The 20,565-nt window shown below is 71.0% G+C and carries 19 protein-coding genes; 12 read left to right on the top strand and 7 right to left on the bottom strand.

The annotated features are described in order from the left end of the window. Positions 1 to 2 precede the first annotated feature (2 nt). The 4 genes from IEZ27_RS38130 (at position 3) to IEZ27_RS38115 (ending at position 4,356) form a co-directional block, all read left to right on the top strand. Positions 3 to 1,097 carry an ABC transporter substrate-binding protein gene (locus IEZ27_RS38130; protein ID WP_189651723.1) on the top strand — a complete coding sequence of 365 codons (1,095 nt, stop codon included), beginning with the start codon at positions 3 to 5 and terminating at the stop codon, positions 1,095 to 1,097. Positions 1,098 to 1,109: 12 nt separating this feature from the next. Beyond that, positions 1,110 to 2,306: a kynureninase gene (kynU, locus tag IEZ27_RS38125; protein WP_189651722.1), complete on the top strand. Its 1,197-nt coding sequence runs from the start codon at positions 1,110 to 1,112 to the stop codon at positions 2,304 to 2,306. Between the two features lie 122 nt (positions 2,307 to 2,428). After that, the gene (locus tag IEZ27_RS38120; protein WP_189651721.1) at positions 2,429 to 3,625 is read left to right on the top strand and encodes a serine hydrolase domain-containing protein; all 1,197 of its coding nucleotides are present in this window, start codon (positions 2,429 to 2,431) and stop codon (positions 3,623 to 3,625) included. A 122-nt stretch (positions 3,626 to 3,747) separates the two neighbouring features. Then, on the top strand, positions 3,748 to 4,356 hold the full coding sequence (locus IEZ27_RS38115) for a LysE family translocator (protein ID WP_229824725.1): 609 nt from the start codon (positions 3,748 to 3,750) through the stop codon (positions 4,354 to 4,356). Here the strand turns inward: IEZ27_RS38115 and IEZ27_RS38110 are convergent. After that, on the bottom strand, positions 4,336 to 4,710 hold the full coding sequence (locus IEZ27_RS38110; RefSeq protein ID WP_125641580.1) for an MmcQ/YjbR family DNA-binding protein: 375 nt from the start codon (positions 4,708 to 4,710) through the stop codon (positions 4,336 to 4,338). The genes IEZ27_RS38115 and IEZ27_RS38110 overlap by 21 nt on opposite strands. Here IEZ27_RS38110 and IEZ27_RS38105 point away from each other — a divergent pair. Further along, the gene (locus IEZ27_RS38105) at positions 4,645 to 5,310 is read left to right on the top strand and encodes an inositol oxygenase family protein (RefSeq protein ID WP_308427335.1); all 666 of its coding nucleotides are present in this window, start codon (positions 4,645 to 4,647) and stop codon (positions 5,308 to 5,310) included. The two genes, IEZ27_RS38110 and IEZ27_RS38105, sit on opposite strands and share 66 nt — an antisense overlap. A gap of 58 nt (positions 5,311 to 5,368) precedes the next feature. On the opposite strand, the gene IEZ27_RS38100 is transcribed toward IEZ27_RS38105, so the two are convergent. Further along, complete coding sequence (locus IEZ27_RS38100; RefSeq protein WP_189651719.1) at positions 5,369 to 6,415, bottom strand: DUF2293 domain-containing protein; 1,047 nt, start codon at positions 6,413 to 6,415, stop codon at positions 5,369 to 5,371. A gap of 96 nt (positions 6,416 to 6,511) precedes the next feature. Here IEZ27_RS38100 and IEZ27_RS38095 point away from each other — a divergent pair, with 96 nt between their 5' ends. After that, the gene (locus IEZ27_RS38095; protein ID WP_189651718.1) at positions 6,512 to 7,327 is read left to right on the top strand and encodes an FKBP-type peptidyl-prolyl cis-trans isomerase; all 816 of its coding nucleotides are present in this window, start codon (positions 6,512 to 6,514) and stop codon (positions 7,325 to 7,327) included. A gap of 15 nt (positions 7,328 to 7,342) precedes the next feature. Here the strand turns inward: IEZ27_RS38095 and IEZ27_RS38090 are convergent, their stop codons facing one another. Continuing rightward, positions 7,343 to 8,251 (bottom strand): M23 family metallopeptidase, encoded by a 909-nt coding sequence (locus tag IEZ27_RS38090; protein WP_189651717.1) that lies wholly within the window; start codon positions 8,249 to 8,251, stop codon positions 7,343 to 7,345. Between the two features lie 115 nt (positions 8,252 to 8,366). Here IEZ27_RS38090 and IEZ27_RS38085 point away from each other — a divergent pair, with 115 nt between their 5' ends. Next, positions 8,367 to 11,051 carry an AfsR/SARP family transcriptional regulator gene (locus IEZ27_RS38085; RefSeq protein ID WP_189651716.1) on the top strand — a complete coding sequence of 895 codons (2,685 nt, stop codon included), beginning with the start codon at positions 8,367 to 8,369 and terminating at the stop codon, positions 11,049 to 11,051. A 6-nt stretch (positions 11,052 to 11,057) separates the two neighbouring features. Here IEZ27_RS38085 and mads6 read toward each other — a convergent pair whose 3' ends face one another. Further along, positions 11,058 to 12,404 carry a methylation-associated defense system protein kinase MAD6 gene (gene mads6 / locus IEZ27_RS38080; RefSeq protein WP_189651715.1) on the bottom strand — a complete coding sequence of 449 codons (1,347 nt, stop codon included), beginning with the start codon at positions 12,402 to 12,404 and terminating at the stop codon, positions 11,058 to 11,060. Between the two features lie 61 nt (positions 12,405 to 12,465). On the opposite strand from mads6, the gene IEZ27_RS38075 reads away from it, so the two are divergent. From IEZ27_RS38075 to IEZ27_RS38065, 3 genes are all read left to right on the top strand, one after another. Beyond that, a complete protein-coding gene (locus IEZ27_RS38075) occupies positions 12,466 to 13,083 on the top strand; it encodes a type 1 glutamine amidotransferase family protein (protein WP_189651714.1) in 618 nt (205 codons plus the stop codon). Beyond that, positions 13,080 to 13,613 (top strand): MarR family winged helix-turn-helix transcriptional regulator, encoded by a 534-nt coding sequence (locus tag IEZ27_RS38070; RefSeq protein ID WP_189651713.1) that lies wholly within the window; start codon positions 13,080 to 13,082, stop codon positions 13,611 to 13,613. Before IEZ27_RS38075 ends, IEZ27_RS38070 begins: the two co-directional genes overlap by 4 nt. A gap of 972 nt (positions 13,614 to 14,585) precedes the next feature. After that, the gene (locus tag IEZ27_RS38065) at positions 14,586 to 14,852 is read left to right on the top strand and encodes a hypothetical protein (protein WP_125641548.1); all 267 of its coding nucleotides are present in this window, start codon (positions 14,586 to 14,588) and stop codon (positions 14,850 to 14,852) included. 214 nt (positions 14,853 to 15,066) lie between these two features. On the opposite strand, the gene IEZ27_RS38060 is transcribed toward IEZ27_RS38065, so the two are convergent. Then, positions 15,067 to 15,522: a C40 family peptidase gene (locus tag IEZ27_RS38060; RefSeq protein ID WP_185845006.1), complete on the bottom strand. Its 456-nt coding sequence runs from the start codon at positions 15,520 to 15,522 to the stop codon at positions 15,067 to 15,069. 450 nt (positions 15,523 to 15,972) lie between these two features. On the opposite strand from IEZ27_RS38060, the gene IEZ27_RS38055 reads away from it, so the two are divergent. Both IEZ27_RS38055 and IEZ27_RS38050 read left to right on the top strand, forming a co-directional pair. Further along, a complete protein-coding gene (locus IEZ27_RS38055) occupies positions 15,973 to 16,239 on the top strand; it encodes a hypothetical protein (RefSeq protein ID WP_189651712.1) in 267 nt (88 codons plus the stop codon). 419 nt (positions 16,240 to 16,658) lie between these two features. Next, on the top strand, positions 16,659 to 17,006 hold the full coding sequence (locus IEZ27_RS38050) for an STAS domain-containing protein (RefSeq protein ID WP_185845005.1): 348 nt from the start codon (positions 16,659 to 16,661) through the stop codon (positions 17,004 to 17,006). Here IEZ27_RS38050 and IEZ27_RS38045 read toward each other — a convergent pair. After that, positions 17,003 to 19,168, bottom strand: a complete 2,166-nt coding sequence (locus IEZ27_RS38045) for a terpene synthase family protein (protein ID WP_189651711.1) — start codon at positions 19,166 to 19,168, stop codon at positions 17,003 to 17,005. The two genes, IEZ27_RS38050 and IEZ27_RS38045, sit on opposite strands and share 4 nt — an antisense overlap. After that, the gene (locus tag IEZ27_RS38040) at positions 19,168 to 20,538 is read right to left on the bottom strand and encodes a family 2B encapsulin nanocompartment shell protein (RefSeq protein WP_229824724.1); all 1,371 of its coding nucleotides are present in this window, start codon (positions 20,536 to 20,538) and stop codon (positions 19,168 to 19,170) included. Before IEZ27_RS38040 ends, IEZ27_RS38045 begins: the two co-directional genes overlap by 1 nt. Positions 20,539 to 20,565: the final 27 nt, after the last annotated feature.

Genomic DNA, 20,565 nt, shown 5'->3' with positions numbered 1-20,565 from the left:
CCATGCGCGTCGCCGTGCTGGGACTGGTCGCGCTGATGGTCGCGGGCTGCGGCGGCTCGGTGCCCCTCGCCGCCGAGGACGAGCCCGTACGGGTCGGCGCGATCATCTCGCAGACCGGCGTGTACGCCACCCTCGGGGACGACATGGAGACCGCCATGCAGCTCTACCTGGACGACCACGGCGGCCTGCTCGGCGGCCGGCCGGCCAGGCTGGTCGTGGCCGACGACGCGAGCAGCCCGGAGATCGGCGCCGAGCAGGCCAGGAAGCTGATCGACGGCGGCGCCGACGTGCTCACCGGCCTGATCGCCTCGCCGGTCGCGGTCTCGGTGGTCAAGGAGGCGGCGGGCGACATCCCGGTGGTGATCGCCAACGCGGGCGCCGACCAACTTGGCGGACCCGGCGTCTTCCGCGTGTCCTACACCAACCGCGCCCACGGCTACGCGGCCGGCCGGTACGCCGCCGAGCACTACGCCGGCCAGGACGTGGCGCTCATGGCCTCCGACTACTCCGCCGGCGTCGAGACCCTGGACGGCTTCGCCGAGGGGTACGGCGCCGGACCGCTCAAGCGCATCCTGACGCCCTTCGGCGGGCAGGCCGACCTGGAGCCGTACCTGGCCCGGATCCCGCGCGGAGCGCGGCTTCTGTACGCCTTCTACGCGGGCGGCGAGGCGATCGCGTTCGTCAAGGCGTTCAAGCGGTTCGGCGACGCCAGGATCAAGCTGCTGGCCTGCCAGAACCTGGCCGACGAGGACGTCCTGCGCGCGGTCGGCCGGGACGCGGAGGGCATGGTGAGCGTCGGGCTCTGGTCGCCCGCGCTGGAGAACCCGGACAACGCCGCGTTCGTGGCCCGGTGGCGGGCGCGTACCGGGCGGAACCCGTCCGCGGTGGCGTTGCAGAGCTGGGACGCGATGCGGCTCGTCGACCGGGCGGCGGCCGCGGGCGGCGACCTGACGCGGGCGCTGGCCGGGGTGGGCGAGCTGGACGGTCCCCGGGGGCCGTTCAAGCTGGACGCGGCACACGATCCGGTACAGAACTGGTACGTCCGCCAGTACCAGAATGGTGTAAACCGGATAATTGCCACCATCCCACCCCCATAAGGAGCAACCCCGGTGCTGGACCGCGACGCCTGCCTCGCCCTCGACGCCGACGATCCGCTGCGGGCGTTCAAGAACGAGTTCGTCCTGCCCGAAGGGGTCGTCTACCTCGTGGGCAACTCGCTGGGCGCGCTGCCCCGCCGCGCCGCGGAGCGCGTACGCCGGACGGTCGAGGACGAATGGGGCAGGCAGCTCGTCGGCGGCTGGAACCAGGCCGGCTGGTACGACCAGCCCCTCACCGCGGGCGACCGGCTCGCGCCGCTGATCGGGGCCGGCCCCGGCCAGGTCGTCGTGGGCAACACCACCACGATCGCCGCCTACCAGGCGCTGGCCGCCGCCGTACGCCTGCGGCCCGGCCGCAAGGTGATCGTCTCCGACCCGCGCAACTTCCCCACCGACCACTACATCGCCCAGGGCCTGGCCCGGCTGCTCGGCGACTACGAGGTGCGCGACTACGCCGAGGGCCGGTTCGACGACGCGGCCGTCGTGCTGCTGTCCGAGGTGGACTACCGCACGGGGGCCAGGCGGCACGTGCCATCGGTGACCGCCCAGGTCCAGGAGGCGGGGGCGCTCATGGTCTGGGACGTGTGCCATAGCGTGGGGGCCATGGAGGTGGACGTGTCGCAGGCCGACTTCGCGGTCGGGTGCACGTACAAGTACCTGAACGCGGGACCGGGCGCGCCCGCCTTCCTCTACGTCAACCCGCGCCACCACGCCACCGCCGAGAACGTGTTGTCCGGCTGGCACGGCCACGCCGAGCCGTTCGCCTTCGAGACCGGCTACCGTCCGGCCGAGGGCGTCCGGCGGTTCGCGGTCAGCACGCCGCACGTGGTGTCGTTCGCGGCGCTGGAGGCGGCTCTGGAGGTGTGGGACCGGGTCCCGATGGCACAGGTACGCGCCAAGAGCGTCGCCCTGACCTCGCTCTTCGTCGATCTGGTCGGCGACGCGCTCAAGCTGGTCTCACCCGCGGAGCCGGAGTCGCGCGGCAGCCAGGTCTCCTTCCACCACCCGGACGGCTACCCGGTCATGCGGGCGCTCATCGACCGGGGCGTGCACGGCGACTTCCGCGCGCCGGACGTCCTCAGATTCGGCTTCGCGCCGCTCTACATCGGCTACGCCGACGTCCACGACGCCGCCACCACGCTGCTGGAGGTGCTCGACAAGGAGTTGTGGCGGGACGAACGGTACGCGCGGCGGCTCGCGGTCACCTGATCGGGCGAGTCCTCTCCCTCCTGAGAGCGAGCCCGTAGATCGCCGTCGTCGGCGATCCGCCACCGGGGGTCCGCTCGCCAGGATTGTCCCATCGAAAGCCGATGTGACCTGGAGAGAACCCCATGAAGCGCACCCGCCTCACCGCCGCCGCCCTGGCCCTGGCCGCCCTGACCGTCAGCGCCCCCGCGTACGCCGCGACGAGCTCGCCCGGCGCCGTCACCGCGTCCGCCGCCGCCGCCGTGCAGGTGCCGCCGATCAACGAGGCGGCGCTGCGGAAGAGCATCGCCGGGCTGCCCGCCCCCGACGCCACCGCCGCCGAGGTCAGGGTGAGCGGCCGGGCGGGCTCCTGGCGCGGCGTCTCGGGCGTGACCGACCTGCGCGGGAGGCACAAGGCCAAGGAGGGGGCCAGGTTCCGGGCCGGCAGCGTGACGAAGGTGTTCACCACGGCGGTCGTGCTCCAGCTCGTGGCGGAGGGCAAGATCTCCCTCGACCGTACGGTCCAGGACTACCTGCCGGAGCTGCTGCCCGCCGACTACCCGCCGGTCAAGCTGGCCCAGGTGCTCAACCACACCAGCGGCCTGCCCGCACCGAAGACGGAGGGCGGCTTCGAACGGGTCTACGCCGACCGCTTCACCACGATCACCCCCGAGGAGTACGTCCGCCAAGCCGTCCTCAACCCGATCGAGTTCACCCCCGGGACCAAGCAGCACTACCTCAACATCAACACCTTCGTCGAGGGCCTGCTGATCGAGAAGGTCACCGGCAGGTCGTACGAGGACGAGGTCGGCGCCCGCATCCTGCGCCCGCTGGGCATGCGCCAGAGCTACTTCCCCGGTACGTCCGTCAAGATCCGCGGCCGTCACAACCAGGGCTACCAGGTCGTCCCGAAGGGCTTCCCCGACTCCTTCGCGTACGGCGACGCGTACGTGGTGGACGTCACCGAGATGGAGGTCACCTCCACCTGGGCCTCGGGCGACCTCATCTCCACCACCGCCGACCTGGAGAAGTTCACCAAGGCGCTGTTCGACGGCAAGATCGTGCCCACCGAGCAGCTTGAGCCGATGTTCACCGTGCCGAAGGTGACCATGTACGGCGGCAACGAGCCCGCCCACTACACCTCGGGCCTGACCGAGCTGGTGCTGCCCGGCGGCATCGTCGCGTACGGCAAGACCGGCGCGCGCTACGGCAGCTCCACCGGCATCGGCGCCACCCGCGACCTGAGCCGCGTCGTGGTCTACTCGATCAACTCCACCGACGCCAAGGCTCAGGGCCAGAACGAGCGCGCCCTCGGGGTGGCCCTGGCGGCTTTCGCCAAATAGGTCCAGGTAGCATGGTCAGTGCCCAAAAGGCACTGACGATGTTCGCCCGCGTGACCGTGCGACCTGCGCACACACAGCGGGGTCGGGCGGGAGCGCGCCTTCGGCTCCGGGAGACCCCCGCCATGCTGCTGACCTTCGCGGTCACGACCCTCATCATGATCATGATTCCCGGCCCCGACGCCGCCCTGATCATGCGCAACTCCCTCGCCCACGGCCGCGTGGCCGGCCTGCTGACCATGCTCGGCGGCCTGCTCGGCCTGTCCGTGCACGCCGGCGCCGCCGCGATCGGCCTGTCGGCGCTGCTGGTCGCCTCGCCCACCGCCTTCACCGTGGTCCGCGGCCTCGGCATCTGCTACCTGCTCTGGCTCGGGGTGCACGCGCTGCTGTCCAGCCGGAACCGGGCCAGGATCGTGGAGGCCCCCGCGCCCCCGACCGGCTCGCCGCTCGTGCACGTACGCAGAGGGCTGCTGTCGAACCTGCTCAACCCCAAGGTGCTGCTGCTCTTCGTGACCTGGTTGCCGCAGTTCCTGCCCGGCCACGGTGACACCCTGGGCAGGGCGCTGCTGCTGTCGGGGATCATCGCCGTGCTCTACGCGCTCTGGTTCAGCCTCTACAACGTGATCATCGACCGGGTCAGCGCGCTGCTGCGCAGGCCGCGGATCCGGGCCAGGGTCGAGCGGGCGACCGGGGTGCTGCTGGTCGCCTTCGCGCTACGGCTGGCCGTCCAGTAGCTTGACCGCCCGCTTGGGGGCGATGGTCCGGTAGCTCTCCTCCACCCAGTCGAGCAGCACCTCGGTCTCGGGCAGCGGCGACAGGAACGGCACGGTCACCCAGCCCGCCCTGCCCAGGCCGTAACCGCTGGGGGCCGCGCCCTCGACGGTCAGCGCGTGGCCGTGCGCCTCCGACAGCAGCTTCACGCCGAACGTCGGGTCCCACTTCTCCGTCTGCTCGTCCATGCCGAGGAACACGAAGACCTTCTTGTTGACCTTGATGACCGTCTCGCCCCACGGGTGGTCCTCATGGGTCTCGGGCAGACTCAGCGCGAAGGACCGCAGCTCTTCCCGTACGGTGTGCCAGTCGTCCATGCGATGGACGGTATCGAAAAGTCCTGTCTGGCGGCACGGGCGTCCGCGTCCGAGGCTTGGCGCATGACGGTCGACGAGCTGATGGACCTGCTGGCGCGCTGCGAGGACGCCTGGGACACCCCGGACCGGACCGGCGACCCCGTGCCGCTGCTCGACCACGGGCTCCAGGTGGCCGCCGTGCTGCGCGACCGGTTTCCCGATGATCGCGAGTTGCAGGTGGCGGGGCTGGTGCACGACCTCGGGCACCTGCTGGCCCCGGGCGACGAGGCCGGGCACGCCGCCACGGGCGCGGCCGCGGTGCGGGGGCTGCTCGGCGACCGGGTGGCCGCGCTGGTCGAGCTGCACGTGCCCGCCAAGCGTTACCTGGCCGCCGCGGAGCCGGACCGCGGCCTGTCGCCGGAGTCGGCTCGGACGCTGGCATTGCAGGGCGGCCCGATGTCCGCCGCGGAGGCGGCCGCCTTCGCCGCCGCGCCGCACGGCCCGGCCGCCGTCGCCCTGCGCAGGGCCGACGACCTGGGCAAGGTGGTGGGCCTCACCCGCCCGCCCCTCGCCGAACTGACCACCTGGCGCCCGCTCATCGAAGCGGTCGCCGGGTTGTGAGAGGCCCGGTGTCGCGTCATAGGAGCGGTCGCCGGGTTTTGACAAGCCCGGCGCCGCGTCATGGGAGCGGCTGCCGGAACTCCGTGAGTTTGGTCTCGATGGTGTCCCTGATCCGGTCGCGGGCCTCCATCCGGGGGACGCCGGACATGAGCAGGCGGTCGTAGTCGGTGTCGAGGTGCCGTACCGAGGCGATCACCGCCAGCGTGATCGCGTTCTCGTCGAGGGCCCTGGCCGCCGCCGTCCTGCCCACCCGGCCGCTGCCGCGCTGGCCGGCGTGCTCGGCGATCTCGCGCGCCCGCTCGGCCGGGCAACTCGGGAACAGCCGGGCGATCTCGGCCGCCATCGCCGCCTGGAAGCCGACGTCCTGCTCGGCCCTGCGCACCGCGTCGCGCTCGCGGCGGCGTACGCGCACCTCCTCGTCGGCCAGGCAGCGCTCCTCGGCCGCGGCCAGCGCGCCCTCCTCGACCAGGATGCCCTGGCGCTGGTAGACCTTGCGCCGCCGGTTGTACCGCACGACCACCGCCGACAACCCGCTCTCCTGCTTGGCCCGGCGGCTGAGCGCCGCGTTCCCCGACGGCAGGAACACCAGGTGGTCCATGTCGGTGCAGGTCAGGCAGTGGGGGCGATCGTCCTCCATGATCAGGTACGGCCCGGTGTCGCCGCAGGACGCGCACGTCCACGGCTCCTGCGAGGCCACGGCCACCAGGTCGGGCGCCTTGCTCTGCCGCTCGGTGAGCTGTCGCACCCGGGCCTCGCTCAGGTCCGGCGACAGCCAGTGGACGCGGAACGCGTCCTGCCCGTTCCCCGAGGTGAAGCGCAGGTCGCGCCGGTCGCGCGTGCTCGCCACGTACGGCGTGTCCACCGGCCGCAGGCCCTTGGCGAGGGCCCAGTCGCGCAGCAGGACGGCCGTCGTGAGCAACCGTTCCTCGTCGACCGCGGCCAGCTCGGCCAGCGTGCCGGCCCGGCCCTGCCGCCAGGTGTCCACATGGCGGGAGTGCAACCAGCGCAAACCCGTCACGACGTCGATGAACGTCACGTAGTGGCGGTTGGTCAACGCGATCTCGGCTGTTTCTGCGACCCGGCGGGCCAGGTTGGGCTTGCTCACGCGGTCCAGTCTCCCGCGTCCCTTTGTCGTGAGATGGCGAGACCCGCAGCTTTCCTTTTGGCTATTGCGGCAAGTAACCCCTTCGGATCTGGCATCTTGGGGGAAATCGTGCGCCTGCTCTGGCCTGCCGTACTCATGCTGGCCACCTCGTGTGGTGTGGCGGAGGACGGCTCCCAGCCCGTCGTGACGGGCACGTTCGGCAGCAAGCCCGTCGTCGCCATACCTCGGGGGAAGCCGGGGCGCACGCCGCGGATCACGGTGCTCTCCGAGGGCAGCGGACGGCGTACGCTCCCGGGGGACGTCGTGCTCGCCGACGTGGACATCCGGCGATGGACGGGGAACAAGCCGTATCTCAGCACCTACGACGGCAACCAGCCCACATCTGTCGTCTTCGACGGCAGGCAGGTCTCCGAGACCTGGCGCGCCTCGCTCATCGGCCGCCCGGCCGGCAGCCGGGTCATGCTGGTCAGCCCGGCGGCCGAGGCCCTGAACCCGAACGTGCCGCTGGCCGGCGTCTCGCCGGCCGACACGCTCGTCGTGGTCTTCGACATCTTGGGCGGCTACCCGCCCGACGCCCGGCTCGTCGGGCGCACGCTGCCCGCCGTCCCGTCCGACCTGCGGCCGGACTCCGCGCCCCGGACCCTCATCGACGGTTCGGGGCGGGAGGTCACGGCGGGTTCCAAAGTGGTGATCCAGTACGTGGCCGCGTCCTGGCCGTCCCGCGCGGTGGTGGACTCGTCCTACCGGCGCGGCGGTCCCAGCGCCTTCACGCTCAAGCCGGGCTCGGTGCCGCCCGCGTGGCTGGAGGCGCTGGTCGGCCAGCGGGTCGGCAGCCGGCTGGCCGTCGGATCCCAGGGGGACAGGCCCATGCTGTACGTGATCGACGTCCTCGACACGATCACGCCCGCCTGAGCCGCCTCAGCCGCCTCAGCCGCAGTGCTCGAACGGGCTGTCGTACGCCGAGGCGCCGGCCTTGCCGCCCCACTTGACGCACGTGTTCGCGGCGGCGGCGTAGACCGGACCCGCGTAGTAGCCGTAGTTGCCCGAGTCCGTCTTCCTGGCGCTGCCTTGTACCTCCAGGTAGGCGGTGGTCGCGGTCGCCGTGCCGAGCGACTTCGCCTTCATCGTGACCACGCAGTTGTTGCCGTTGGAGTTGTTGTAGAGCAGGTAGACGGTCCCGTCGGCGCCGAGCCCGGCCGAGTCGATCACGTCGTAGCCGGAGCCGCACGCCTCCTGCGGCGTGTACGGGTTCGTCGAGCCGCCGCAGTTCTTCGAGCTCAGGGTCTGGGCCGGGTAGCCGAAGGTGACGCCGTTGAACACGGCCTTCTGGATGTTGGACGGGTAGCTGGTGCCCAGGCGCACCTCGTAGTGCAGGTGCGGGCTGATGTTGTTGCCCGGCTTGCTGGTGTTGCCGACCGTACCGATCTGCTGGCCCTGGGAGACGGACTGGCCGGCGCTGACCAGCCTGGTGTTCAGGTGGGCGTAGTAGGAGGACCAGCCGCCGCCGTGGTCGATCTTGACGAGGTTGCCGTAGCCGTTGGTCGAGCCCTGGTGCGCGGAGATCGCCACCGTGCCCGAGGCCGCGGCCACCACCGGGTCGCCGAGGTCGGCGTCGGCCGTGCTGCCCCTGTTGAAGTCGATCTCCCACGACTGGTGGGCGCTGCTGGCGCTGGAGTTGCCGGTCCACGTCTGGCCGCAGGGGAACGGCATCTGGAAGTTGGTCGCGAGGATCTGGGCCTGTGCGGACTCCGGTTCGGGGTCGGCGAAGGCGGGGGTGGTCGTACCGAGGCCGAGTAACAACGCGAGGCTCGCGACCATTGATCGGCTGAGCTTCATGGGGTGATCCTTTCCAGTGGGACCTGTGACACCAGAGTCCGCATTGGCCGCACAAGAATCATCCAGAACCGATACAAAGAGCTGTCAGATCTCCCGTAGAGGGGCTGATGCTGTCATGACGGTCACCTTTCACGTCCTCGGGCCGCTGGAGATTCGCTCCGGCGGCAAGCCCCTACGGATCTCCGGCGGCAAACCCCGCATGCTGCTGGCCACGTTGCTGCTGGAAGCCGGGCAGATGGTCGGCGCCGACCGGCTCGCCGAAGTGCTCTGGCCGGGCCGCCCGCCGCGTTCGGCCCTGGCCAACGTACGCACCTACGTCAGCTCGCTGAGGTCCCAGCTCGGGCCGGTCGGGCTGCGCGCGGCGGGGGCCGGCTACACGATCGACGTCGCGGACGGCGCGCTCGACCTGCGCCTGTTCGAGGAGCTGGCGGGCCGCGGCGACCACGCCGGCGCCCTCGCGCTCTGGCGCGGCGCACCCCTGTCCGACCTGCCCGGCAGCCCGGTCTGGGACCGCCGCATCGAACACCTCCACCGGCTGCGGCTGCGGGCCGCCGAGGCGCTGATCGAACGGCGCATCGAGGACGGCGACCACGACGGCGCGGCCGACGAGCTGCGCGGCCTGCTCGCCGAGCACCCCTACCGGGAGGACCTGTGGGGCGGGCTGCTGCTCGCCCTGCATCGCGGGGGCCGCAAGGCCGAGGCGCTGCGCACGTACGCGGCGGTACGCGACCAGCTCGTGGACGAGCTCGGCGTCGAGCCGGGGGCGGAGCTGCGGGGCGCGTACGAGCTGATCCTGGCCGACGAGGGACGGGCGGCGCCCGTCGTGCCCCGGCAACTCCCGCCCGACCTGCCGGACTTCATCGGCCGGACGGCGGCCATGGCGGCGCTGGGGGAGACGTTCTCGGTCGCGGTGATCTCCGGGCCGCCCGGCGCCGGGAAGTCGGCGCTGGCCGTGCACGCCGCCCACGCCCTGCGCGCGGCTTTCCCCGCCGGGCAGCTCCACCTGGAGCTGGGCGGCGGCAGGCCGCCGGCCGAGCTGCTGGCCGAGGCGTTACGCGGGCTCGGCGTGACCGACGCGCCGCCCACGCTCGGCGAGCGGTCGGCGCTGTTCCGCTCGCTGCTGGCCGAGCGGCCGATGCTGGTCCTCCTGGACGACGCCCGCGACGCCGCCCAGGTACGCCCGCTGCTCCCCGGCAACGACAGCGCCGTGATCGTGACCAGCAGACGGCGGATCACCGAGCTGCCCGGCGCGCTGCGCGTGCAACTCGGCGAGCTGTCACAAGAGGAGGCGCTGACGCTGCTCGGCGGCATCGCCGGGGCCGAGCGGGTGGCCCGCGAACCGGCCGACGCCCTGGCCGTCGTGGCGCTCTGCGGCGGCCTGCCGCTGGCCGTCAGGAGCGCCGGCGCGCGGCTGGCGGGACGGCCCGGCTGGTCGCTGTCGGTGCTGCGCGAACGGCTGGCGGAGGACTGGCTGGCCGAGCTGAAGGAGGTACGGGCCTGCCTCGACGCCGGCTACCGCCGGTTGCCGGCGGAGGCCGCCCGTACGCTGAGCACGCTCGGCGCCCTCGGACCGGCCGCCGGGACGCAGCCGGGCTGGGTGGTGGACGCCGCACTCGGCCGGTACGGCGCCCACGACATCACCGACCTGCTCGTGGACGTGCACCTGCTGGACCCGGTCGGCACCGACGACGTGGGCCAGCCGCGCTACCGCGTGCCCGACCTCATCGGCAGGCACGCGCGCGAACGCGGCCCCGACCGCGCCGCCCTGGCCCGCGTGCTGGCCGGCTGGACGGCGACCGCCGAGCACGCCATGGCCCGCCTGCCCACCACCGTCTTCAGCCTCACCGCGGCAGGGGCGGACAGGTGGCGCCTGCCCGCCCGTACGCTCGACCGGCTCACCTGCGACCCGATCACCTGGTTCGAGTCCGAGCACGAGGCGTTGTCCGGGGCGGTGGACCTGGCCGCCGAGCTGGGCCTGGCCGAGTCGGCCTGGGGGCTGGCCGCCGCCATGGTGCCCTACCTGGACCTGCACTGCCATCTCGGCACCTGGCGCCGTACGCACACCGCGGCCCTGGCCGCCGCCCGGGCCGCGGGCGACCGGTACGGCGAGGCCGCCATGCTCAGGGGCCTGGCCCAGGTCAGCCTGTACCAGGACCGGTACGAGGAGTCCGCCGAGGGCTTCACCCGTTCCCGCCAGATATTTCACGAAATGGGAGACATCAGGGCTGAGGCGACCTCCGTCTGCGGACTCGGGGCCGTCAGCCAGTTCCGCGGCCGGCACGCCCAGTCGCTCGGCTACATCCGCCAGGCGCTGGCCATGTTCGTGGCCGCGGGGGACAGGCACGGCGAGGCCTTCGCCCGCCAGGCCATCGGCCGCGTGTGCCTGAAGTCGGGCGACCTGGTCCAGGCGTCGGAGTCGCTCGCGGAGGCCATGCGGCTGGCCCAGGAGCTCGGGGACGCCCACCGGGAAGGCTGCGTGTGCCTCCAGATGGGCAACCTGCACCAGGCGATGTCGTTCCACCGGCATGCCCTGGAGATCTTCGAGTCGCTGGGCGACCGCCACTGCGGGGCGTACGCGCTGCAGGGCATCGCGGGGCTGCAGGCGGCGCGCGGCGACCTGACCCGCGCCTCCACCGGCCTCGAACGCTCGCTGGAGATCTTCCAGGAGCTCGGCGACCGCAGCGGCGAGGCGTCGACCATCCAGCTGCTCGGCGAACTGCACCGCTCGGCCGGACGTACCGGCCTGGCCCTCGACTACCTCAGGCACGCCAGCGCCCTGCGCCGCAGCCTGCCGGTCTGACCGGCGCTACGGACCGGACACCAGGCGGCGGACCAGCCGCCGCAACCGCGACTGCTGCAACGGCACGCCCTGGAGCGCGTCGAGCGCCTCGGCGGCGCTCGGCCGCTTGGCGGGGGAGTGGTCGAGCATCCGGCGCACCACGTCGGGCACGTCGGGACCGTGGACGTCGGAGCTGGTCGGGAGCTCCCCGGTGAGCAACTGGTAGGCGATGGCGCCCGCGGCGTAGACGTCGGACGCGGTGGTCATCCGGTCGGGACGCTCCTGGCACTCGGGCGCCACGTAATGGGCGTCGAGCACGTTGCCCAGCTCGTGGGCGACCGTGTAGTTGCGCGGCCCCGGCTTGGCGTAGTCGAACCCGGTCAGCACCGCGTGCCCGTCGTCGGTGACCAGCACGCACCCGGGCGTGAGCGCCCGGTGGACGACGCCGTTGGCGTGCGCGTGCGCGAGCCCGCGCAGCAGGTCCTGGATCACGCCCAGCCTGGCGCCCTTGCCCAGCGACAGGTGCAGCGCCTCGCCGTGGACGTCGTCGAGCACCAGCACGAACCGGCTCTCGTCGTCGATGGCGAAGAAGTCCCGAGAACGCACGACGCACGGGTGGGGCGGGATGCGGGCCAGCGACTGGTAGGCGTTGGCGATGCGCTGGCGCTCGGCCGCCCGCGCCTCGTGGTCGGCCAGCGGATCGGCCTGGTAGACCCGCAGCAGCACGGTCTCGCTGCCCGGCAGCGTGGCGTTGAACGCGCGGTATTCGGTGACCTTGGCGTCGCCGCCGAGCTGCTCCTCGACCTCCCAGTTGCCGAACCTGGGCGGCGCGGTGCTGCGGCGCACGGTCTGGTTGAGCGCGTCGAGCACCGCCGTCAGATAAGGCCGTACGTCGGGGCTGCACCCCCGCCTGACCCGCGAGACGTCGCCCAGCGTGGCCACCAGACCGGGCAGGTCGGTGACGTTGGGCGCGTCACGGCCGGCCGGGTCGACCAGCTCGGCGTCGGGCGAGGTGAGCACGACCAGGCTGTCGACGTAGACACGTTCGAGCTGGGTGGCCCTGGACACCAGCAGGCCCTTCAGCGCCTTGGCCGTGCCCCGCAGCTTGGTCACCGGCGAGCCGAACGCCTCCCTGCGCGGCGGGTACCAGCGGGTGCCGGACACCTCGATGCGCCCGCGGCTGCCCTTGACGTCGACGACCGCGAGTGAGTGGCCGGTCAGCACGAGCAGGTCGACCTCGAACACGTCGTCGCCGCGTGGGACCTCGACGTTGTGCAGCAGCAGCCAGTCGGCGGGGGCGTGGTCGCGCAAGTAGGAGATCACGCGCCGTTCGGCGTCGTTGACCGGCCGTCCTCCGCCGACGATCTGTGCCATGGCGCCCATCCTCCCACGGTTCTCTGTTGACAGCATGTTGTCGAAATGACAATATGTTGTCATGAAGGGAATCATTCACCACGCCGTTTACGACACCTTCGCCGACTGGGAGACCGGGCACGCGACCGCCCACCTGCGCAGCGGGCGCTTCCAGCGCGAGCCGGGGGCTTTCGAGATCGTCAACGTCGGCATGACCGCCGAGCCCGTCGTCAGCATGGGCGGCCTGCGGGTCACGCCCGACCTCGCGCTCGACCGGCTCACGCCCGAGGGCAGCTCGCTGCTCATCCTGCCGGGCGCCGACCTCTGGGACGCGGGTGACGAGCTGGCGCCGTTCGCCCGCAAGGCGCGCGAGTTCCTGGAGGCGGGCGTCCCGGTGGCCGCCATCTGCGGCGCCACCGCCGGCCTCGCCCGCGAGGGCCTGCTCGACGTACGCGACCACACCAGCGCGGTGCTCCCGTACCTGGAGGCGCAGCAGGGATACGCCGGCGCCGAGCACTACCGGGACCGGGACGCCGTGCTCGACGGCGACCTCGTCACCGCCGGCCCCACCGAGCCCGTCGCCTTCGCCAGGGAGATCTTCCGCCGCCTCGACATCTACCGGCCCGAGGTGCTCGACGCGTGGTACCGCCTGTTCGGCAAGAGCGACGCCTCGGCGTTCGAGGTGCTGATGGCGGCATGAGCACCGACGGCGACGGAAGCCTTGAGGGTGGCGCGAACTTTGGAGGCGGCGGCTCGGGCGCTGGGGCCGGCGCGAGCCCTGGGGGCGGCGGCGACGCGGCCGAGTTGCTGTCCGGCCTGGCGCTGGCGTCGTTCCGGCTCAACGGCCAGTTCCTGCACGTGGCTGAGGAGCTGGCCAAGCCGGCGGGGATGACGGCGGCCTGGTGGCAGGTGCTGGGCGCCGTCCTGGGCGAGCCGCTGCCGGTGGCGGGGATCGCGCGGGTGATGGGCATGACCCGGCAGGGGGTCCAGCGCATCGCGGACCTGCTGGTGGAACGTGGGCTGGCCGAATACCACCCCAACCCCGCCCACCGCCGCGCCAAACTGCTCCAGCCGACGGACGCGGGCCGCGAGGCGATCAGCAAGATCGTCCCCGGCCACCGCGCCTTCGCCGACCGCCTGGTGGCAGAACTCGGCCCCGAAACCGCCCGCACCACCCTGGCAGCCCTGACCCACCTGACCAGCACGCTGACCACCCTGACGAACACCTGACCCCGAGGCGCCCCACCCGAGGTCCGCGCCCAGAAGCCACGTTCCAAAGACGGCATCCCGCAGGCAAGAGGCCAGGAGAGCAGACCCGCCCTCCGCCCTTGCCCTCCCCCTCCTCAGCCCCAGCCCCCCACCCCGAGGCACGCCCCGCCTCCTGGGCCGCCCTTCAACTCCGAGGGGGACTCCCCTGCGAGGAGCCATCTGTCTTTCGGGGGGTGGGAAGCGGGGGAGCTGAGAAATGGGGGGCATTTCCGTTCCGCGACCTATTCGGGGATCAGCGGAGTTTTGTGCGCGGTTTGAACACCGACAACCCCGTCGCGCAAATCAGCATGACGATCTGCGCCCCAGCACCGCCACCTGCCCATACAGGCGACCGCCACCAGCTTGACCGCCGTCCAGTAATAGCGGAACACCCCCAATGGCCATAGGCCCTGTGGGCCGGCGCCTGATCCTTTGTGACACCGGCCGCCACATTCAGCGCGACCAGCCCCACACCTCGCCCAGCAGCGCCACCGAGACGATGACGTGGATAACCACGACGCTCTCGCGGATAGTCGGCCGCATCGCACTCACCCGATCTCCGGATTCGCCGAACTCGGCCCACCATCGCCGCCGCATTGTTCATCCCGGACATCGGCCCCGGGATGGCACTCCAGGTACGCCGTTCGCCGTAGGTCCTTTCTCAAGTTTCGGGTGATCGTTGCCTGAACCGCAGGGCACGAACGCCCCAACCTGCTCGCCTGAAGACCAAAAGAATCCCGTTCGCCGGGCAGCGGGCCAAGGATGTATGCCTGCTGCCGTCGATGGACACGACAACCGAGTCCCAAGAAATCGAGGCGTCCCCTTGACCTTGGTTAGGGCATTCTGAGTTGCGGTTTTCGCTGCCTGCCGCGATGGTTATTGGCGGCACCTCACAGCCCTGCACAAACGACCATGGCGCACAAATTAAGCGCCGATCCATGGAGGAAAGCAAACATGATCCGTCGCATTCTGGCCGGTGCAGCAATCGCGGTCACCGCTCTCGGCTTCTCCGCCACCGCCGCGTCCGCCGACGTCGGCCCCAACCCGTACAACAACGGGCAGAGCATTCTGAGCCAGCTGAGCATCCTCGACGACCTGACGGCGCTGAACGACGTCCTCAACGACTCGGTCAAGTACATCGACATCCTCACGCTGCTGCACCTGAACGACATCGAGGCCAACGTCCTCAACAACCAGGACGACTACGGCGACAACAACTGAGCCTCCTCGCGTGGCGTAGGCAGGAAGACGATCGGCGACCCGCGGACAATTCCGTGGAGCCGCCCGGCCAAGGTCGCCTTCCTGATGCCTTGAGGTGGACCGATCGTACGGGCCGTGGCAGTTCGCGAGGCCACGGCACGGGCTCGGTGCGCACCGAGCTCTGAACGCCCCGCGGTCCAGGTCGATCACTGCAGGACGACCCGGGCCGCGGGGCTCACCCGTACGCGGACTTGGCGAAAGCGTCGGAACGCCCCGCGCTGGGACGTACGACACCCAGGAAATGCGGCCGCTCCAACGAGTCGAGCCGTACGGATTCGCCCGAGAAGGGCGCGTGCACGATCTGCGTGGCATCCACCGCGAGCGCCACGTGCTCGGGGCCCGGACTGCCGGCGTCATTGTCGTAGAACACCAGGTCCCCGGCCTGAATCTCCTCCCGCGGTATCCGGATCCCGGCCCGCCACTGCTCGTACGTCGTGGTCCCGATCGCCACCCCGGCCCGCGCCCACGCGTACTCGGCGAGACCTGAACAGTCGAATCCCCAGGTCTTGGCCCCTTTTCCGATCCCGAACCCGGGACCGTCCGGCCCGCCGCCGCCCCACGAGTACGGGACGCCGATCATCTCTATCGCCGCCCGGAGCGCGATCGAGCCCGCCATCGACCGTACGGCCATGGTCTCCGCGCGGCACGCATGCGGCGGACATCCGGCCGCGGAGTGCGCGGGAATCGAATGGAAAACGCACACAATCGTGTGCGCCAATGCTATTGGCAGTAGTCGCAGTCGTCCGTTCATGGCATATTCGGCGCTCCCGTGACCCGGGGCCGCGCCGCCATACGGCACGGCGTTATTCGGTGAGTTCTCCCGATTACTTGCTCCGGCAGTATGGGGATAAAACACCGCGCCAAGCCTGACAAGTCCGAATATTTCGAGGCATGTCGGGGTGATTTTCTGTCGAACCACGGGCCAAGGAATAAGTGCGGGTACTTGACTTTGCCTTAGCATATTCCCCTTGCGGGCCCCGGCGGTCCACGACATTGTTATTCGCGAAAATCTCGCCACTCGGGAGGCGGGTAATTATGATGACGCGCACCGCTGCGCCGATTCCGATGAAGGAGAAGTAAAATGATGCGTCGCATTCTCACCGGTGCAGCCATCGCCGGCGCGCTGATCGGGTTCTCGGCCACGAGCGCCTCCGCCGACGTCGGCCCCAACGCCTACAACAGCGGCAAGAACATCCTGAGCCAGCTGTCCATCCTCGACGACCTGACGCTCGCCAACGACGTCCTGAACGACTCCGTCAAGTACGTCGACGTCCTCACCGCCCTGCACCTGCAGGACATCGAGCTCAACCTCCTGGACGCGCAGAGCCACTACGGGGACAACAACTGAGAGTTCCTGATCGGCGGCGGCCCGCCCGCGCGCCCGTCACGCTGACCTGAAGGCTTTCCGGCAGCCACGACCCCTCGTGGCGGCACCTGGCCGGGAACGCCCGCAGGCTCGCCCGTGACTGGATGCGCACGCCGGGGCCCGCTGCGAGGACGGTCCAGGCCGGCCCAGCCCTGCGTGCTGGGCCGGCCTCGGTCGTCTCGGAGGCCGCCCGTCGCACTTCATCTTTTCGTCTAATTCGGTCATAATTCCGGCGAATATTACATAGCGAAACATACGGCGTGTAACCTGGTTTCGGGTTAATCGTCGGTGCGGCGAAAGGAGCCGCGACCTCCTCAGGACGGCCAGTACGGCCGGGAGGAACCCCGACGGTCATCCCGCAGGCAGCCCCCTGTCCATAGCTGTTGGGGGGTGCGCACGTCGTGAACGATCTCGAAGAGCGGCTGCTCTATCAGGACGGGCAGCTCAGCGTCACGCTGCGGGTCGCGCCCGGAGCCCCGGCCGTCGCCCTGACCGGAGAGGTCGACGCCACCAACAGCCCCGCGCTCGCCAGCACACTGTCGGACTCACGCGGGGGCAACACCTACATCTGGGTCGACACCGGAGGACTGACCTTCATCGACCTGTCCGGCCTGCGGGTGCTGGTCATGCCCGCGCTGCCCCCGGACGAGCGGTGGATCCGCCTGCACAACCTCACACCCCACCTGCGGCGGCTGCTGCGCATGATGGGCTGGTTCTACACCCCTCGCCCGTACGACGTGCCGCTTTAGAGGACGGTCGCCGCCGACGTGCCGAGCCCGCGGGGGCCGGCCAGGCGGAAGACCGGCGGCCGGTGGTGCCGGAGCAGGGAGGGCTCGTCGTAGCGGGAGCAGGCCCGGTGCCAGTTGAGCACGCCGGACAGCCAGTGGCGCAATTCGGCCAGGTACGCGTCGAGCACGCCCCTCGCCGCGCAGTCGAGCCCGAGGTCGTCGCACAGAACCGGCAGCTCGTGCTCGGCGATGTGCTGGAACTGCTTCATCCGCGAGGTCAGCAGGTCGTTGGCGATGACCAGCGCGGCCGGGTAGTCGCAGTCGAAGAAGTTCTGGACCACCAGGACGCAGTTGTGCACCTCGCCCTCGAACTCGATCTCCTTCTGGTACGAGAAGATGTCGTTGATCAGCGTCCCGCAGTCCATGACCGCGTTCTCCAGCGCCCGCATCGGCCCACTCTCGGACAGCGCCTCGGGCAGCGTGCGCGCGTGCCGCAGCCGGCACAGGCTCATCGTCAGCTCCGAGCCGAAGGTGAGCCGGCGCATCTCCATGTAGTCCACCGGATCGGGGACCCGCCCGACCACGTTGTCGCCCAGCTCCCACAACCAGCTCTCGCACATCGTCTCGACCGCCCGCCGCAGCATGGCGCGCCCCGCGGCCGGCATCGGCCCCGCCGTACGCACCCACAGGTCGGCCAGGCCGCGTTCGAGCGCGCTCACGGGCGGCGGCGCGGGCGTGCCGTCCAGCGGCATGAACGCCGAGAGCCTGGACACCGTGACCTTGGCCGCCGCGAGGTTGCCCGACCGGTCGAAGACGGCCGGGAAGTAGTCGTCCCCGTACGTCCCCCAGCACAACCAGTACGAGGCCAGGTCCAGTTCCTCGGCGGTGGCGTCGGGATGCAGGCCCGCGGCGCACAACGGCAGGTCGTAGTCGACCAGTTTGTCCGCGTCCCACACCGCCGAGCCGGCGACGCCGGGCTGCGCCTCCAGCAGGCCCATGGCCGCGCTCCAGGCCACCGCGTTGCGCCGGGCCCCGTCGAGATGGGAGGAGAGACGCAGCTCGAAGGGCATGTACAGCTCGGGGATCCGCGAGGGCCCGACCCGCTGCCGCCTGACCGAGGTGAAGTTGCGCAGCCGCTTGGCCCCCGTCAGGGCGATCAGGGACTTCGTGCCGAGCGGCTTGGCCGCCGCCGCGCCCTCGTTCATGTAGCGGCTCGACCGCATGTGCCACTCGTGCCCGCCGGACTGCCAGTCCTGCAACCCCTTGACGTAGGCCAGCACGCCCATCGCCGACGCCGGGTCGATGGCGTGCTCGACGAAGAGCGGGCCCAGCTCGGCCAGCGCGGTGTGCTCGAACTGCTGCATGCGCGAGGTGAGCAGGTCGTTGACGGCGTCGGCGGCCTCCTGCGTCGAGCACCCGAGGAACGTCTCCAGCACCAGCACGCCGTTGCTCAGCTCGCCCTCGTCCCGGACCTCCCGCTCGTAGGAGAACAGGTCGTTACGCAGGTGCACCGCGTCGGAGAAGCTGTCCTTCAGCACCCGCAGCGGCCTGGTGCCGGCCAGCCGCGCGGGGATCTCGGCCCGTACCGCGTGCTCGACCAGCCCCGCCGACCAGGGAGCGCCGCCGACCTTGCGGCGCATCTCGATGTACTCGACCGGGTTGGCGATCCGGCCCTCGTTGATGTTGGACAACTCCCAGATCGACTCGTTGAGCAGGTGGCGGGTGCTCTCGGCGAACCGCCGCCGCCAGTCGGCCGACATGCCCGGCACCGTACGCCGCCACAGGTCGGCCAGGCCCGCCTCGACCGGGTTGGCCGGCTCGGGCATGGACAGGTCACCGCCCATCGGCATGAACCGGGGGAGCCGGTCTAGATGCCGTTTGCCGCCCTCGATGTCGCCGGAGCGCTTGAAGACCTCGAGGAAGTGGTCGTCGAAGAAGAACACCCAGACGTACCAGTCGGTGATCAGGCACAGCTCGGCGGCGTCGCAGTCGGGATGGGTGTAGGCGCACATCAGCGGGTAGTCGTGCCCGTCGAGGTCGGCCTCCTCCCAGACGCCCGAGCCCTCCAGCATGCCCATGTCACGCGCCCACAGCGTGGCATGCGTACGGGCCTCCTCCCGGTGCGGGTTGAGCCGCGCCGGGTACGGCAGGTAGAAGTCGGGCAGCTCGAACGGCTTGGCCATCAACCCGAGACCTCCACGTCCTCCAGCACCCCGAGCGCGTCGGGCACCAGGACCGCGCACGAGTAGTAGGCACTGACCAGGTACGACATGACCGCCTTCCGATCGATGCCGGTGAGCTTCACGCTGAGCCCCGGCTCACGCTCGTCGGGGACGCCGGTCTGGAACAGCCCGACGACGCCCTGGTCCTTCTCGCCGGTCCGCATGCACAGGATGGACGTGGTGCCCGCCCGGCTGATGGGGATCTTGTCGCACGGCAGGATGGGCACCCCCCGCCACGACTGCACCGGCACACCCTCGACCTCGGCGATGTCGGGATAGACGCCCCTCGCGCTGCACTCCCGCCCGAAGGCCGCGATGGCCCGCGGGTGGGCCAGGAAGAACCGGGACTTCTTCCTGCGGCTGACCAGGTCGTCCAGGTCGTCGGGGGTGGGCGGCCCGGTCAGCGTACGGATGCGCTGCGACGGGTCGACGTTGTGCAGCAGGCCGAAGTCGCGGTTGTTGACCAGCTCGCGCTCCTGCGACTCGCGCACCGCCTCGACGGTGAGCCTGAGCTGCTGCTCGGTCTGGTCCATCGGGTCGCTGAACAGGTCCGCGACCCGGGTGTGCACGCGCAGCACGGTCTGCGACACGTTCAGCTCGTACTCGCGCGGACCCGGGTCGTAGTCCACGAACGTGCCCGGCAGCGTGGGCTCGCCCCGGTGGCCGGCCGCCATGCCGATGGCCGCCTCGCCGTGCTTGGTCTGCGGGGCGGCCCGCCGGGCGCGATGGCGTTCGAGCATGTCGAGCAGGGCGGGGGAATCGCCGGCCAGCGCGCGCAACTCCTCCCACGGCAGGGCCAGCACCGTGCACCTGGTGCCGGCCTCCAGCGTGTGGCTCCACACGGCCCGCTCGTCCGGCGGCTCGGTGCCCGCGTGGTCGCCCTCGCCGAGGGTGCCGAGCACGAGGCGGTCGCCGTACGAGCCGTGCTGGAACCTGGTGACCCGGCCGTCCGCGATCAGGATGATCTCGTCGGCCGGCCGTCCGGCCCGTGCGATCGTGTCGCCGGGGGCGTACTCCCGCTGCTCGAACAGCCCCGCCAGGGCGTCGAGCAGGCGGTCGTCCTCGAGCCCGTGGAGCGGAGGCAGCTCGGTCAGGCTCGGCGGCGCCACCCGCACCCGGGCGCCGGCACGCGAGAAGCCCACCTTGCCGCCGCCGACCATGTAGGTGAGCCGCCGGTTCACCCGGTAGGTGCCGGCGGTGTCCACCCACGGGAGCATCCGCAGCAGCCAGCGGGAGGAGATCTCCCGCATCTGCGGAGGCGTCTTGGTCGTCGTGGCGAGCTTCCGCGCCGCGGCGGTATCCAGGCTCAGCCGCTGATCCGACTCCGTCAACTCAAACACCACCAATTCTTGGACCGG

Origin of the sequence: Nonomuraea spiralis (assembly GCF_014648435.1) — a bacterium.
GTDB lineage: Bacteria > Actinomycetota > Actinomycetes > Streptosporangiales > Streptosporangiaceae > Nonomuraea > Nonomuraea spiralis.
Note: the sequence above shows the minus strand (reverse complement) of the source record. Positions and strands in the feature narration are given on the sequence as shown.

Coding starts and splice junctions, on each gene's coding strand:
- IEZ27_RS38130 (WP_189651723.1), top strand. CDS start 3: ATGCGCGTCGCCGTGCTGGGACTGGTCGCGCTGATGGTCGCGGGCTGC.
- IEZ27_RS38120 (WP_189651721.1), top strand. CDS start 2,429: ATGAAGCGCACCCGCCTCACCGCCGCCGCCCTGGCCCTGGCCGCCCTG.
- IEZ27_RS38115 (WP_229824725.1), top strand. CDS start 3,748: ATGCTGCTGACCTTCGCGGTCACGACCCTCATCATGATCATGATTCCC.
- IEZ27_RS38105 (WP_308427335.1), top strand. CDS start 4,645: ATGGGTCTCGGGCAGACTCAGCGCGAAGGACCGCAGCTCTTCCCGTAC.
- IEZ27_RS38110 (WP_125641580.1), bottom strand. CDS start 4,710: ATGGACGACTGGCACACCGTACGGGAAGAGCTGCGGTCCTTCGCGCTG.
- IEZ27_RS38090 (WP_189651717.1), bottom strand. CDS start 8,251: ATGAAGCTCAGCCGATCAATGGTCGCGAGCCTCGCGTTGTTACTCGGC.
- IEZ27_RS38085 (WP_189651716.1), top strand. CDS start 8,367: ATGACGGTCACCTTTCACGTCCTCGGGCCGCTGGAGATTCGCTCCGGC.
- mads6 (WP_189651715.1), bottom strand. CDS start 12,404: ATGGCACAGATCGTCGGCGGAGGACGGCCGGTCAACGACGCCGAACGG.
- IEZ27_RS38075 (WP_189651714.1), top strand. CDS start 12,466: ATGAAGGGAATCATTCACCACGCCGTTTACGACACCTTCGCCGACTGG.
- IEZ27_RS38070 (WP_189651713.1), top strand. CDS start 13,080: ATGAGCACCGACGGCGACGGAAGCCTTGAGGGTGGCGCGAACTTTGGA.
- IEZ27_RS38065 (WP_125641548.1), top strand. CDS start 14,586: ATGATCCGTCGCATTCTGGCCGGTGCAGCAATCGCGGTCACCGCTCTC.
- IEZ27_RS38060 (WP_185845006.1), bottom strand. CDS start 15,522: ATGGCCGTACGGTCGATGGCGGGCTCGATCGCGCTCCGGGCGGCGATA.
- IEZ27_RS38055 (WP_189651712.1), top strand. CDS start 15,973: ATGATGCGTCGCATTCTCACCGGTGCAGCCATCGCCGGCGCGCTGATC.
- IEZ27_RS38045 (WP_189651711.1), bottom strand. CDS start 19,168: ATGGCCAAGCCGTTCGAGCTGCCCGACTTCTACCTGCCGTACCCGGCG.